Consider the following 13494-nt stretch of genomic DNA (forward strand, 5'->3'; position numbering starts at 1 on the left):
GGGGCGGCTCAGACCGCGGGGCGGCCGCCGACCGCTAGCACCGCGCGGGCCGCGACCATGGCGCCCGCCTCGAGCGCCGCGCGGATGCTGCCGTCGCCGAGCAGCCAGCCCGAGATGAACCCGGCCGCGAACGCGTCGCCCGCGCCCGTCGGATCGACGAGCCGCACGCCGTGCGCCGGCACGTGCACGCTCGGGCCGCCGCGCTCGCGGGCGGTCGCGCCGTCCGAGCCCTGGCTGACCACGACGATCCTGAACCGCTCGCCGAGCACGTCGAGCATCCGCTCGATGTCCGTCTCGCCCGACAGCAGCTCCGCCTCCGCCTGACTCGGGAAGATCACGTCGGCGCCCTCGACGGCGTCGAGGAAGCGCCCCGGCCCGAAGTCGGCGAGGTAGCCGACCGATCCGGGGTTCACGCCGATGCAGACCCCGGCAGCGGACGCCCGATCGATGAGGTCGCGGGCGCCCTCGACGCCGAACCCGTCGAGGATGCTGTAGCCGCTGATGTGGAGCATCCGCGCGTCGGCGAGCAGCTCGTCCGTCACGCGGGCGGTGTCGAGCAGCGAGTTCGCGCCGCGCTCCGTCAGCATCGTGCGGCGCTCGCCCTCGACGACGATCACGATCACGCCCGTCGGCATGCCGAACTCGACCTGGAAGTGCGGCGTGACGCCCTGGTCGACCAGGATGCGCCGGTGCGACTCGGCGTCGTGCGAGCCGACGGCGGCGACGAGGTCGACGGGCGCGCCGAGCGTTCCGAGCCAGGCCGCGGTGTTCGCCCCGGAGCCGCCGGGACGCGGCCGGATGGTGGCCGGCGCGTCCGTGTCGGGGCGCAGCGGCCCGCGCGGCGTCGCCACGATGTCGTTCACGAGGTCGCCGACGACGACCACCCGGTCGCGCGTCATCCGGCGGCCAGCGCGATCGCGATGTCGGCGGCGACCCGCACGTTGTTGCGCGCCAGGTCGAGGTTCACCTCGAGGCTGCGCCCGGCGGACGCCTCGACGATCCAGCCGAGCAGGAACGGGGTGACCGCCTTGCCGCGCACGCCGGCCTCGTCCGCGGCGGCGAAGGCGGCGGCGAGGATGCGGTCGTGCTCGTCCGGATCCCACTCCTGGCCGGCCGGCACCGGGTTCGCGACGATGAGACCGGAGCGCGAACCGGCATCGAGCGAGGCGCGCAGCACCGCCGCCGCCTGCTCGGGGCCGTCGACGGTCCAGTCGAGCTCGTAGCCGGACTCGCGGAGCCAGAACGCCGGGAACTCGCGGGTGCGGTAGCCGACCACGGGCACGCTGAGGGTCTCCAGCCGCTCGAGGGTGGCGCCGATGTCGAGCACGCTCTTCACCCCGGCGCTGACGACGGCGATCGGCGTCTCGGCCAGAACGGTCAGGTCGGCGGACTCGTCGAAGCTCTCGGACGCGCCGCGGTGCACGCCGCCGAGCCCGCCGGTCGCGAAGACCCGGATGCCGGCGCCGGCGGCGAGGTGCGCGGTCGCCGCGACCGTCGTGGCCGCCGAGCGCCCGAGCGCGGCGAGCACGGACAGGTCGCGCACGCTGGCCTTGGCGAGGTCGTCCTCGGCGATCCGGCGGACGCCGTCGGCATCCAGTCCGACGTGCGGCACGCCGTCGAGCACCGCCACCGTCGCCGGCACGACGCCCCGGTCGCGCAGCAGCTGCTCGAACTCGCGGGCGGCCCCGTGGTTGCGCGGGCGCGGCAGCCCGTGGGAGATGATCGTCGACTCGAGCGCGACCACCGGGCGGCCGGCCGCGAGTGCAGCGGACACCTCGGGGGAGAGCACGGCGGCGGACATCGAGAACACGCTAGCGACCGACGGGCGTCGGACGGCCTGTCCACCCCGTGCGACGCGCCGCTCGACTTCCGGGATCGGGAATCGGACGCGCGGACGGGACCCTTCGACAGGCTCAGGGAGCCGGAGGCCGGGCTCGGCTCAGGGACCCTTCGACAGGCTCAGGGAGCCGGAGGCCGGGCTCGGCTCAGGACTCCGAAGCGCCGGGTCAGGGGATGATCTTGCCCGGGTTGAAGTTCGAGCCCGGGTCGGCGGAGGCGAACAGCCCGCCCATGACCTTGACGGCCTCCGGCGAGATGTCCTCGGCCAGCCACGGGGCGTGCTCGAGGCCGACGCCGTGGTGGTGCGAGATGGTGGCGCCGGAGTCGACGAACGACTGCTGGATGGCCTGCTTGACCGTGTCGTACTCGCCGATCGGGTCGTCGCCGAAGACGAAGGCGAACGTGAAGTAGAGGCACGCACCCGAGTGGTACGAGTGCGACATGTGCGACATGATCCAGCCCTGGCGGCCGAGCTCGGCGTACGCGCGGTGGGCCGCGGCGTACGCGTTGTCGTGCACCTCGACGAGCTTCGACCAGGGTGCCGCCGTCTCGGACACGTCGCCGGCGGCGCCGCGGTCGAGCAGGAAGTCGCGCAGGTACGGGGTGTCGAACTTCTTCTGGTCGTAGAGCACGCCGGGGCCGGTGCCGACGCCGAGCCCGTGGTGGCGCTTCACGATCCGGTCGACGATCGCCTTGTCGCGCTTGACGAGCTCCGAGCCGCCCTCGTAGCCGATGAACGAGAGGCACATCTCGTCGAGCTTCCAGCCGCGGCCCTGCAGGAACGACATGAGCGAGTCCTGCACGAACTTGCTGACGCCCTTCGACTCCTTGCTCGTCGCGAGCGAGAAGCCGGTCTCGTTGCCGTCGCTGATGCGGGTGATCGAGGGGCGGGCGTCGCTCGCGGCGATCTCCTGCATGGCGGCGATGCCGTCCTCGAACGTCTTGAAGAAGTAGGCGTGGATGACGCGGTTCGCGGGCACCCGGTGCACGTTGACCGTCACCTCGGTGATGACGCCGAGGCGCCCCTCGCTGCCGACGATCATCTCGCGCACGCTCGGACCGGTGGAGGCGGACGGGATCGCCGGGATGGCGAGGATCGCGCCGGGACGCACGACGCGGATGCCGCGGGCGATGTCCGCGATGTCGCCGTACTTGTCGGACTGCATGCCGGAGGAGCGTGTGGCGACCCAGCCGCCGAGCGTGGAGTGCGTGAAGCTGTCGGGGAAGTGGCCGAGGGTCCAGCCGCGCTCCGCGAGCTGCGCCTCCAGGTCCGGGCCGAGCGCGCCGGCCTGGATGCGGGCGAGGCCCGAGTCGGCATCGATGTCGAGCACCTTGTTCAGGCGGCCGAGGTCGACCGAGACGACGGGCCGCGACTCGTCGCCGCGGGGCTCGAGGCTGCCGGCGATGTTGCTGCCGCCGCCGAACGGGATGATCACGGCGTCGGCGGCCACGGCGGCGTCGACGACGGCCTGCACCTCCGCCTCGTCCGACGGGTACACGACGATGTCGACGGTGCGCTCGATGGCGTTGGCGCGGATGCGGACCAGGTCGCGGAGGCTCTTGCCGTACGTGTGCACGACGCGCTCGAGCGCGTCGGTGGTGACGTCCTCGGGGCCGACGGCCTTGCCGAGCGCGGTGACGAGCGCCTTCGGCGCGACCGCGTCCGCGACGTCGAGCTCGTCGAACGCCGGCGGGTCGAGCTGCTCGGCCTCCCAGAGGTCGAGGCCGACCGCCTTCTTCACGAAGGGCGCGAAGCCGGGCTTGTCCTCGTGGTGGAAGCCGACGCCGTCGACACCCCACCCCCACCACTTCATGTGCTTGACGTCGGTCACTTCTCTCCTCCGCCGGACTCGGCCGGGCGCCGTCCGTCCGGGCTCAGCAGCTGGGGCTCGCCCAGGATGTCCGGGCTGTGCTCGTTGATCAGGTCGATGATGCGGACGCGGATGCGCTCCATGAACTCGCTGGACCCCTCGCCGTCGTCCGCGTGCATGGGCTCGCCGAAGACGATCGCGACCGGCAGCCGGCCGGGGCCGGGCCAGCTCGAGCCCTTCGGATGCGCCATGCCGGTGCCGATCAGCGCGATGGGCAGCACCGGGGCGCCGGCCGACTTCGCGATGGCGGCGGCGCCGGGGTTGAACGAGCGGACGGTGCGGCCGTTGTCGCGGCCGCGCGTCGCCTCCGGGAAGACGAGCAGCGAGACGCCGCGGCCGAGGAGGCCCTTCGCGCTCGCGCCGCGACGCTGGCCGCCCTCGCGCTCGATCGCGAACGCGTTGAAGAAGAGCTTCGTGAGCCCGCGGCGCCACCAGACGTCGAAGAAGTAGTCGGCGGCGACGCCGGTCGAGATGTGGCGCGCGAGGCGCCACGGCAGGCCGCACATCACCATCGGCGCATCGAGGTGGCTGGAGTGGTTGGCGACGGCGACATACGGGCCGTCGAAGCCCTTCAGCCGCTCGGTGCCGAGCACCGAGACCCGCACCGCGCTCCACGCCGCGGGCTTGAGGAGCATCCGCTGGGCCACGAACCGGGCTGCGGCCCGGGGTCGCGAGGTGAAGCGATCGCGCTTCATCGCAGCCATCGGCAGTCCTCCCCGCGGGGGTCGCCCGCACCGGTCACTGAGAGAGACTATCCCGCCGTCGGCCCGAGAACTTGCGCGAGATCCAGCGGATCCCGCTCCTCGGCGCATGCCGGGCGATCCAGATGAGCACCCCGTACCGAACACTCGGTATGGAGATCACCCGTCCGCGCTCGGCGTCGCGCAGCGACGTCTCGACGAGCGGGTCGGCGTCGAGCCACAGCGAGCTCGGGATGCTGGACTCCGGGATGCCGGCGCGCTGATGGAACTCCGTGTGCACCCAGCCAGGGCAGAGGGCCGTCACCGTGACGCCGCTGCCGTGGAGCTCGTTCGAGAGCCCCTCCGTGTACGACGTCACCCACGCCTTGATCGCGGAGTATGCCCCCATCGTGATGAATCCGGCCGTGCTCGACACGTTGATGATGCGACCCGATCCCCGCGGGCGCATGGCCCGCGCCGCGGCGCCGCCGAGCACGAGCACCGCGCGGATCATCACGTCGATCGCGCGGTCGTGCTGGGCGAGGTCCCGGCTGGCGAGTGTCGTGTGCACGCTGAAGCCGGCGTTGTTGACGAGCATCTCGATCGGGCGGGCCTCGTCCTCGATGCGCTCGGCCACGCGCTCGACGTCGGCGCGCACCGAGAGGTCGGCGGGCAGCACCTCCACGTCGACGCCCAGCGCACCGAGCTCGGCGGCCATGGCGTCGAGTCGATCGAGGTCGCGGGCGACCAGCACGAGATCCCAGCCGCGCCGCGCAAGCGCCCGCGCGAAGGCCGCGCCGATGCCCGACGTTCCGCCGGTGACCAGAGCGATTCCCATTCTGCTTACGATACGGTGATCCGGGATCGCGATCTTCTCGCGCGCCCCGACGCCCCTTCCGGAGAGGGCCCCAGACCATGACCGCGACGCATTCGAGCAACGACACGGCCGCCGTGCAGTCCGTCGACGACGCCGCCGGCATCGTCGGCGGCGCCGCGCACGCCGAGACCGCGAGCACCGAGCTGGTCGACATCGAGGCGGCGAGCGCCTTCGACGTGCGCGAGTTCGCCCGCACCGCCCGCGGCAGCCACCGCGCCGAGCTCGACCTCGAGCGCGTCGCCGAGGAGGGCCTCGAGCCGGATGCCGCTCGCCTCGTGCGCGCGCTGCGCGACATCGAGCGCTCGACCATGCAGCGCATGCGCAACCTGCTCGTGACGGCGACGCACAAGGACGCCCGCGTCACCGCGTTCCTCACCACCTGGGCCTACGAGCGCTTCTGGCTCGCCGACGCCCTCGACGCCGTGCTCGACGCCTCGGGCGCCGAGCCGGGCCTACCCGCGGACACCGGCAGGCCGCGCCGCGACCGCCGCGAGCGCACCGAGCACTACGGGCCCATCCGCCGCGCGTTCCTCTCCAACTTCGCCGGACCCCAGCTGGTCGCCGCGCACGTCACCACCGGCCTCATCGACGAGTGGGTCATGCAGGCCGCCTACCGCCGGCTCGCCTCGCTCGCGTCCGGCCTCGGCTCGCTGGTCGACACCGTGATGGAGATCAAGGACCGGCACATCCGCTTCCTCTCCGAGGACGCCACCCGGCGCCTCGCCGAGTCGCCGCGCGCCGCGGCGCTCACCCGCAAGGAGATCGTGCGGTCGGCCTGGCCGATCGGCTCGATCGAGCGCCCCGAGGCCGAGCGCGGCTTCTTCGAGCGCATCGTCTTCGGAGGGCCCGAGGGGGCCGCCGAGGCTGGCAGGATCGCCACGCTCATCTCATCCCTCCCCTCCATCCCCCAGACGGTCGGCAGGACCGTCGAAGCGAGGCTCGCTCCGTGACATCCGCCCCCGCGAAGACCGATCTCGGGTCGGCGCACGTCTTCCTCACCGGCGCCACCGGCTTCGTCGGACAGGCCGTCCTCGAGCGGCTGCTCGTCGACCACCCGGGCACCCGGGTCTCGGTGCTCGTGCGCGGGAAGGGCAGCCAGACCGGCGAGGCGCGGCTCAAGCAGCTGCTGCGCAAGCCGGTGTTCGACCAGCTCCGCGAGCAGACCGGCGAGGGGCTCGACGAGCTCATCGCCCGCCGCGTCACCGTGCTCGACGGCAGCCTCAACGAGATGCCGGAGCTGCCCGCCGACCTCGACGTCGTCGTGCAGAGCGCCGCGAGCGTGTCGTTCGACCCGCCGATCCACGAGGCCTTCGAGGCGAACGTCGGCGGCGTCATCGAGCTCTACGAGGCGGTCCGCCGCTCGGGCGGCGACCCGCACGTCGTGCACGTCTCCACGTGCTACGTCGGCGGCTTGAAGAAGGGCATCCAGCCCGAGGCCCGCCTCGTGCACGACGTCGACTGGCGCGCCGAGCTCGACGCCGCCCGCGCCGCGCACCAGAACGCCGAGCTGACCTCGCGCAAGCCGGAGGTGCTCGAGGGCTTCATCGGCGCCGCCCGCGCGCGTCACGGCAAGGAGGGCCCGCAGGCCGTCGCGAAGGCGGCCGAGCAGGCCCGCAAGGACTGGGTCGAGGCCGAGCTCGTCGCGGCCGGCCGGCTGCGCGCGCGCAGCCTCGGCTGGACCGACGTCTACACGCTGACGAAGGCGTTCTCCGAGCGCGCCGCCGAGGAGCTCTGGGGCGAGGACGGCCATCGGCTCAGCGTCGTGCGCCCCGCCATCATCGAGAGCGCGCTCCTGCATCCGTTCCCGGGCTGGATCGACGGCTTCAAGGTCGCCGACCCGCTGATCCTGGCCTACGGCCGCGGCCAGCTGCCCGAGTTCCCGGGCCTGCCCGACAGCATCCTCGACCTCATCCCGGTCGACTTCGTGGTCAACGCGATCCTCGCCGCCGCGGCGAACCCGTCGCCGAAGGACGCCCCGGAGTACTACCAGATCGCCTCCGGCAACTCGAACCCCATCCCGTTCCACCGGATGTTCGAGAACGTGCACCGCTACTACACCGAGCACCCGATGCCGCAGGGCGACGGGATCGTCAAGGTGCCCGTGTGGAAGTTCCCGGGCGAGCGGGTCGTCGCCCGCAACCTCGCGCTCGCGAAGAAGAAGGCGGAGCTGCAGGAGGTGGCGATGCGCCGCATGCCGGTCAGCGACCGCTCCCGCACGATGCAGGCCGACCTCGCGAAGCTGAAGTCGGGCATCGAGAGCCTGCAGAACTTCACCGACCTGTACCGCGCCTACGTGCAGACGGAGATCATCTTCGACGACGCGAACGCCCGCTCCCTCCACGCCGCCCTGCCGGCGGAGGTGCGCGACGACCGCGGCTTCGACGTGGAGCGGATCGACTGGGAGGACTACCTCCAGAACGTCCACTTCCCGGCGATCACCGAGATGACGAACGCCTTCCGCCGCCGCAAGCAGGCCGCCACCCGCGCCGCTGCGCCGAAGCCGAAGCGCGACCTGCCCAAGCGCACCGACGTCGTCGCCGTCTTCGACCTCGAGGGCACGGTCGTCGACTCGAACATCGTCGAGCAGTACCTCTGGGTGCGCTCCGCCGGCTTCCGCAAGGCCGCCTGGCCGGGCGAGGTCGTGCGGCTGCTCGCCTCCGTGGGCACCTACCTCCGCGCCGAGCGCCGGGATCGCGGCGAGTTCATCCGCGCCTTCCTCCGCCGCTACGCCGGCATGCCGCTGGGGCGCCTCGAGAAGATCGTGTCGCGCGGCGAGTACCGCAACGCGATGCTGTCGCACGCCAGTGCGGATGCCATCCGCCAGATCCGGGCCCACCGCGCCGCCGGCCACCGCACCGTGCTCGTCACCGGGTCGATCTCGCTGCTCGCGGCCCCGCTCGCCGAGCTCTTCGACGAGGTCGTCGGCTCGAGCATGCACGAGCGCGACGGCGTGCTCACCGGCTACCTCGCGAAGCCCCCGCTCGTCGACGAGGCGCGCGGCGCGTGGCTCAGGCAGTACGCCGACGCGCACGGGCTGAACCTTTCGCAGTCGTACGGCTACGGCGACAGCCACTCCGACCTCCGCTGGCTGGAGCTGGTCGGGAATCCGAACGCTGTGAACCCCGACTCCGAACTCTCTCGGGAGGCGCATCGTAGGCTGTGGAGCATCCACAGCTGGAAGCGGGGCGGCTCCGAGGCCCGCCGTGATGCGCTGGCCTCGACGCCGGCGGCACCCGCCGCGGCGGAGGGCACTGCGGAGCCGGTGCAGAAGGAGGCCTGACATGGCATTCGACATCGCGAAGTACGCCGAGAACTCGGATGCGGTCCACTGGGCCGACCTCGACTTCTCGGAGTTCGAGACGAACCCGCTCAGCGAGACCACGCTGCGCAGTCTCCGCTACATGTGCGACGTCGAGTACCACACGGTCTGCTACCTCCGCGACATGCTGACGACCCCGTCGCACAAGGAGCCCGAGGTGGGCGCCTTCATGACGATGTGGAACCGCGAGGAGTTCTGGCACGGCGAGGCGCTCGCCTCGGTGCTGAACAAGCACGGCCTGTCGGTGGACTTCGACCAGCTCAAGGCGACCCGCCTCAAGCTGGGCTGGAAGGACCGCCTCGACCCGATCAAGCAGTCCATCCTCGGCAAGCTCGCCGGCAACGACTTCGTCGCCGTGCACATGGCCTGGGGCGCCGCGAACGAGTGGTCGGCGAACGCCGCGTACCACCGCCTCGCCGCGATGGAGCACCACCCGACGCTGTCGCCGCTGCTGAAGCGGATCGCGCAGCAGGAGACGAAGCACGTCGCGTTCTACGCGTCGCAGGCGCGTGAGCGGCTCGCGTCGAGCAAGAAGGCCCGCGTGCTCGCCCGCTGGGTGCTGAGCAACTTCTGGGGTCCGGTCGGCTCGACCATCAGCACCGACGAGGAGGTGACCCACGTGATGGGCCACCTGTTCCAGGGCGCCGACGGGCGCAAGCTCGTGCGCGACATCGACTCGCACATCGCCAAGCTCCCGGGCATGGAGGGCCTCACGATCGTGGAGGACTCGCTCGACAAGCGCGGCATCGCCGCCGCCTGAGGTCTAGCCCTCCGCACTCCTGCGGTAGCTCGATCCGTCGGCGCTGCGGACGAGCCGTCCGGTGTCGACGAGTCGTCGGCGCAGCAGCGCCGGATCGACGGCCATCTCCTCGAGCAGCGCCGTGATGCCCGGCTCGTCGAGCTCGTCGAAGTCGGGCAGCGCCGCCGCGGCCGCAGCGAGCAGCTGATCCTGCAGCTCGGGATCCGGCGGCAGGTGGTCGATCACGCCGTGACGCAGAGCGGTCTCGAGGCGCGGGTTCTCCGCGGCCAGGCCGCCGAGCGGCAGCATCCGCTCGGCGCGGTCGGCCAGCGCGGTCAGGCTCACCGAGCCGACGGCGACCCGCGACCCGGTCGCCCAGCGCGCGAGCCCGGCCTCGACGAGCGGGGACAGGTCGCGCTGCAGGTGGCGCGGCGGGATGCCGAGCGCGAGCGCGGCCTCCGCGATCGGCACCGGGGTGCCGCGCTCGACCAGCCAGAGCCAGACGTGCACGCGGCGCGGCGACTGCAGCGCGCGGAGCACCGCGGCCAGCTCCGCGCCCAGGGGCATGTCGGAACCGGCGGTCAGGACCGCAGCATGTTCGCCGCGGTGCCCATGAGCCCGCTGGCGTAGGCGCGGATGGCCTCGTCGGTGGAGGCGATCGAGCCCGCGATGAAGGCGATGACGAGCTGCTGGTCGGTGAGGAGGCTGGGCATCCGGCGGGCGACGGCCGGCGCGCCCTGCGCGTCGACGGTGCGCTTCATGGCCCAGAGCGTGTGGAACGCGAGGTAGAGCGAGAGCAGCTCGACCGGGGCCTCGGCCGCGATCTCGGTGTCGATGACCTTCGCGCCGCCGTCCGCGCCGCGCGCGACGAGGGCGAAACGGCCCTGGTCCTCGACCACGGTCACCGGCTCGGCATAGGGGCTGCGCACGACGACGCCGTCCGCCTGGGAGCCGTGCACGATCTCGACCGTGTGCCCGATGCCGAGCCCGCCCAGACGCCGGGTCAGCTCGGTGCTGACGGCCTGCGCGTCCATGCCCCCACGATAGGCGGGTGCCGCCGAAGCGACCTCAGGGGAGCCGCTGGGGGCCGCGGGCGCACCGGGGTACCAGTACGCGGGCCCGTCGGGCCTGCCCGCTTCACGGGCGACGGAGCTGCTGGGGTCGGACATGATCTTCCTGGAAGGATGCGGAGGGGGATCGGCGCGCCGGTGGACGCACCGAGCCTCCCGATGGTATCGGACCCCGGCGGCCTCCCGGAAGGACCCGGATGGGGGTCGCGGCCCGCTCAGGGCCTGCACTGAGCGCGGCGCGGGCGGCGACACGGCCGATGCCCCGCCGTCGTCGGGCCGTCGTCGGGCCGCCGTCGGAGCCGTCCGCCGGAGGCCTGTACCGGGATGGGCTCGCGGCGCTCAGGGCGCGAGCATCACCTTGCCGCCGGGGTGTCCTCCGGCGACGAGCGCGAGCGCCTCGCCCGCCTGCTCGAGCGGGAGCACGGCGCCGATGCGCACGCTGAGCACGCCGGACCCGAGCAGGTCGAGCAGCGGACCGCGCGCGGCGCTGCGGAGCTCGCTGCCGCGATCCGCCCCCGGTCCCGAGCCGACGGCCCGGATGCCCAGCTCCTGATTGCGCGGGAAGCCGGCCGCGGTGACGATCCGGCCGCGGTCGCGCACGAGCGCGACGGAGGTGTCGAGGGCCTCGTCGGTGCCGACCGCGTCGAGCGCGGCATCCGCGCCGTCCGGGAGCAGCTCGCGCAGTCGCGCCTCGAGCCCGTCGCCGTAGACGACCGGGGTCGCGCCGAGGCTCGCCACGTAGTCCTGGTTCGCGGCGGAGGCGGTGCCGAAGACCGTCGCCCCGCGGTGCACGGCGAGCTGCACGGCGGTGGCCCCGACCCCGCCGCTCGCGCCCTGCACGATCACGAGGTCGCCCTCGCCGACGCCGGCCGTCTCGACCAGGTGCCACGCCGTCGTGCCGACGAGCATGAGCCCGGCCGCCTCGTCGAAGGACGCGGACGCCGGCTTCGGGAACACGTTCTTCCCGGCCGCCACGACCTGCTCCGACCAGCCCGCCGAGACCCGGAAGCCGACCACCTCGTCGCCGACCTCGAGCGGCCCGACGGCACCCTGCGCGCCGCCCTGGCCCGCGCCGTCGAGGTGCGGGCCGACCTCCTCGATCACGCCGGCCACCTCGCCGCCGAGGCGGAGCGGCAGCTTCGCCGCGTCGTCCCCGTACGCGCCCTGTGCCGTGCGGACCTCGTAGGGATTGATGCCCGACGACCGCACCCGGATGCGCACCTGGCCCGGCTCGAGGGGCGGGAGCTCCTCGTCGACCACCTCGATGCCCTCGGGCACCGCGTACCGGCTCACGATCACTCTGCGCGTCATGCCCTCATCCTGCCCGCACCGCGCCGGGTCCCGCCGGGTCCAGTCCGGTCCCGCGGTCGACGTAGCCTGAGCGCATGCGCCGGGTCCTGCTCATCACCACCCGCGCCGACGACCACCTCGTCGCCGAGGAGGTGGAGGCCGTGGCCCGGTTCTCGGGGCTCGGCGGGGAGAGCCTCCGCCACCATCGTGGCGAGCGCGACGACATCTCGCCCGCGCTGCTCGACGGCGTGGACGCGGTGATCCTCACCGGCAGTCCGTTCACCACGACCGACCCGCAGTCGGCGAAGACCGCGACGCAGGTGCGGGTCGAGATGCAGCTCGGCGCCCTGCTCGACCGGGTGATCGCCGATGACGTGCCGTTCCTCGGCGCCTGCTACGGGGTGTCGACGCTCGGCATCCACCAGGGCGGGGTCGTCGACCGCACGTTCGGCGAGCCCGCCGGCGCGGTGCGCATCGCACTGACGACGGAGGGCGCGGTCGATCCGGTGTTCGGCGCGCTGCCGGCCTCGTTCGACGCGTTCGTCGGGCACAAGGAGGCGGTGCGGGAGCTGCCGCCGGACGCGGTGCTGCTCGCGACGGGCGACGCGTGCCCGGTGCAGGCGTTCCGGATCGGGACGCGGCAGTACGCGACGCAGTTCCACCCGGAGCTCGACGTCGAGGGGCTCGTCGCCCGGGTGACGAGGTACCGCGACAGCGGCTACTTCCCGTCGGCGGAGCTCGACGCGGTCATCGCGTCGGCCCGGGCCGCGGACGTGACCGCCGCGCACGCGCTGCTGCGCTCGTTCGCGGAGCGCTTCGCGGGGTGAGCCGGGCCGTCGGCGCCGTCGGCGGGAAGGCTCCCCCGCACCCGGACGTTGCAGGGGATGTGAGCACCACCCCCGACCACGCCGATCATCCCGATCACGCCGAACGCCCCGACCGGGCCCACCGCGCCGAGCTCGGCGAACGCGCCGAGCTCGGCGCCTCGGGGCGTCTGCTCCCGGTCGTCGGCATCCTCGGCGCCGGCAAGGTCGGCACCGTGCTCGCACGGCTCGCGATCGCGGCGGGGTACCGCGTGCTGATCGCCGGCTCCGGGGCGGCGGAGCGCATCCGCCTCATCGTCGACGTGCTCGCCCCCGGCGCCGAGGCGATGACGAGCGCCGAGGTCGCCGCCCGCGCGGACCTCGTGATCCTCGCGCTGCCGCTCGGCAAGTACCGCTCGCTGCCGGTGGCGGAGCTCGACGGGAAGCTCGTCGTCGACGCCATGAACTACTGGTGGCCGGTCGACGGCGACCGCCCGGACCTCGTCGATCCGCGCACCTCCTCGAGCGAGATCGTGCAGTCCTTCCTCGCGGGCTCGCACCTGGTCAAGGCGTTCGCGCACATGGGCTACCACGACCTCGAGGAGGAGGCCCGGCCGGCCGGTGCCGCGGGCAGCGTTCCCGCTGCGGGGGGCGGTGCCGCGGGCGGTGCCGAACGCAAGGCGCTCGCCCTCGCCGGCGACCGCGCCGAGGACCGGGCGGCCGTCGCCGAGCTCATCGACCGGGTCGGCTTCGACGCGGTCGACGCCGGCCCGCTGGCCGAGGGCGTCCGCTTCGAGCCGTTCACGGAGCTGTTCGGGGCCGACGTCGACGCCGCCGAGGTGCGTGCCATGCTCGCCCGGTTCCCCGATTCGGCGCGCGGTCACGTGGTCGCGCGGGCCCGGACGGCGGCGCCCGCCCGAGAGCCCGTCACGACCCCGACGGATTCCTAACGCATCCCTAACGCCGCGGGCCGATCCGCGGATGCCGCCCGCTGGTAGGCAGGATC

The 13494-nt window shown here is 73.2% G+C and carries 13 protein-coding genes; 5 read left to right on the top strand and 8 right to left on the bottom strand.

Annotation, left to right across the window (positions count from 1 at the left end; translation table 11 throughout):
• Positions 1–8 precede the first annotated feature (8 nt).
• The 5 genes from AC1RSJ_RS05675 to AC1RSJ_RS05695 form a co-directional block, all read right to left on the bottom strand.
• Positions 9–899 carry a carbohydrate kinase family protein gene (locus AC1RSJ_RS05675; protein ID WP_493117368.1) on the bottom strand — a complete coding sequence of 297 codons (891 nt, stop codon included), beginning with the start codon at positions 897–899 and terminating at the stop codon, positions 9–11.
• Positions 896–1801: a pseudouridine-5'-phosphate glycosidase gene (locus AC1RSJ_RS05680; RefSeq protein WP_493117369.1), complete on the bottom strand. Its 906-nt coding sequence runs from the start codon at positions 1799–1801 to the stop codon at positions 896–898. The genes AC1RSJ_RS05675 and AC1RSJ_RS05680 overlap by 4 nt, the downstream gene beginning before the upstream one ends.
• 205 nt (positions 1802–2006) lie before the next feature.
• On the bottom strand, positions 2007–3671 hold the full coding sequence (locus AC1RSJ_RS05685) for an FAD-binding oxidoreductase (protein WP_493117370.1): 1665 nt from the start codon (positions 3669–3671) through the stop codon (positions 2007–2009).
• Complete coding sequence (locus tag AC1RSJ_RS05690; RefSeq protein ID WP_493117371.1) at positions 3668–4414, bottom strand: lysophospholipid acyltransferase family protein; 747 nt, start codon at positions 4412–4414, stop codon at positions 3668–3670. Before AC1RSJ_RS05690 ends, AC1RSJ_RS05685 begins: the two co-directional genes overlap by 4 nt.
• 34 nt (positions 4415–4448) lie before the next feature.
• Positions 4449–5228: an SDR family NAD(P)-dependent oxidoreductase gene (locus AC1RSJ_RS05695; RefSeq protein WP_493117372.1), complete on the bottom strand. Its 780-nt coding sequence runs from the start codon at positions 5226–5228 to the stop codon at positions 4449–4451.
• A gap of 77 nt (positions 5229–5305) precedes the next feature.
• Between AC1RSJ_RS05695 and AC1RSJ_RS05700 the strand changes: the two genes are divergently transcribed.
• Genes AC1RSJ_RS05700 through AC1RSJ_RS05710 form a run of 3 tightly spaced genes read left to right on the top strand, consistent with a single transcriptional unit; the run spans position 5306 to position 9346 of the window.
• On the top strand, positions 5306–6217 hold the full coding sequence (locus AC1RSJ_RS05700) for a hypothetical protein (RefSeq protein ID WP_493117373.1): 912 nt from the start codon (positions 5306–5308) through the stop codon (positions 6215–6217).
• Positions 6214–8547, top strand: coding sequence for an HAD-IB family phosphatase (locus AC1RSJ_RS05705; RefSeq protein ID WP_493117374.1), 2334 nt, complete (start codon positions 6214–6216; stop codon positions 8545–8547). Before AC1RSJ_RS05700 ends, AC1RSJ_RS05705 begins: the two co-directional genes overlap by 4 nt.
• Position 8548: 1 nt before the next feature.
• Positions 8549–9346 carry a ferritin-like domain-containing protein gene (locus AC1RSJ_RS05710; RefSeq protein ID WP_493117375.1) on the top strand — a complete coding sequence of 266 codons (798 nt, stop codon included), beginning with the start codon at positions 8549–8551 and terminating at the stop codon, positions 9344–9346.
• Between the two features lie 3 nt (positions 9347–9349).
• Here AC1RSJ_RS05710 and AC1RSJ_RS05715 read toward each other — a convergent pair whose 3' ends face one another.
• The 3 genes from AC1RSJ_RS05715 to AC1RSJ_RS05725 form a co-directional block, all read right to left on the bottom strand.
• Positions 9350–9892, bottom strand: coding sequence for a DUF2087 domain-containing protein (locus AC1RSJ_RS05715; RefSeq protein WP_493117376.1), 543 nt, complete (start codon positions 9890–9892; stop codon positions 9350–9352).
• A 14-nt stretch (positions 9893–9906) separates the two neighbouring features.
• Positions 9907–10359, bottom strand: a complete 453-nt coding sequence (locus AC1RSJ_RS05720) for a hypothetical protein (RefSeq protein ID WP_493117377.1) — start codon at positions 10357–10359, stop codon at positions 9907–9909.
• A 375-nt stretch (positions 10360–10734) separates the two neighbouring features.
• Complete coding sequence (locus AC1RSJ_RS05725) at positions 10735–11706, bottom strand: quinone oxidoreductase family protein (RefSeq protein WP_493117378.1); 972 nt, start codon at positions 11704–11706, stop codon at positions 10735–10737.
• 74 nt (positions 11707–11780) lie between these two features.
• Here AC1RSJ_RS05725 and AC1RSJ_RS05730 point away from each other — a divergent pair, with 74 nt between their 5' ends.
• Entirely contained in the window at positions 11781–12512 is a 732-nt protein-coding gene (locus tag AC1RSJ_RS05730; RefSeq protein ID WP_493117379.1) for a glutamine amidotransferase, read from the top strand.
• Positions 12513–12571: 59 nt separating this feature from the next.
• Entirely contained in the window at positions 12572–13438 is an 867-nt protein-coding gene (locus AC1RSJ_RS05735; RefSeq protein ID WP_493117380.1) for an NADPH-dependent F420 reductase, read from the top strand.
• Positions 13439–13494: the final 56 nt, after the last annotated feature.

The sequence above is a fragment of the Schumannella sp. GW821-FHT10F01 genome (genome assembly GCF_058809295.1).

Excerpts from the sequence above, each read along its gene's own strand:
- AC1RSJ_RS05675 (WP_493117368.1), bottom strand. The coding sequence starts at position 899 with ATGACGCGCGACCGGGTGGTCGTCGTCGGCGACCTCGTGAACGACATC.
- AC1RSJ_RS05680 (WP_493117369.1), bottom strand. The coding sequence starts at position 1,801 with ATGTCCGCCGCCGTGCTCTCCCCCGAGGTGTCCGCTGCACTCGCGGCC.
- AC1RSJ_RS05690 (WP_493117371.1), bottom strand. The coding sequence starts at position 4,414 with ATGGCTGCGATGAAGCGCGATCGCTTCACCTCGCGACCCCGGGCCGCA.
- AC1RSJ_RS05695 (WP_493117372.1), bottom strand. The coding sequence starts at position 5,228 with ATGGGAATCGCTCTGGTCACCGGCGGAACGTCGGGCATCGGCGCGGCC.
- AC1RSJ_RS05700 (WP_493117373.1), top strand. The coding sequence starts at position 5,306 with ATGACCGCGACGCATTCGAGCAACGACACGGCCGCCGTGCAGTCCGTC.
- AC1RSJ_RS05710 (WP_493117375.1), top strand. The coding sequence starts at position 8,549 with ATGGCATTCGACATCGCGAAGTACGCCGAGAACTCGGATGCGGTCCAC.
- AC1RSJ_RS05715 (WP_493117376.1), bottom strand. The coding sequence starts at position 9,892 with ATGCCCCTGGGCGCGGAGCTGGCCGCGGTGCTCCGCGCGCTGCAGTCG.
- AC1RSJ_RS05720 (WP_493117377.1), bottom strand. The coding sequence starts at position 10,359 with ATGGACGCGCAGGCCGTCAGCACCGAGCTGACCCGGCGTCTGGGCGGG.
- AC1RSJ_RS05725 (WP_493117378.1), bottom strand. The coding sequence starts at position 11,706 with ATGACGCGCAGAGTGATCGTGAGCCGGTACGCGGTGCCCGAGGGCATC.
- AC1RSJ_RS05730 (WP_493117379.1), top strand. The coding sequence starts at position 11,781 with ATGCGCCGGGTCCTGCTCATCACCACCCGCGCCGACGACCACCTCGTC.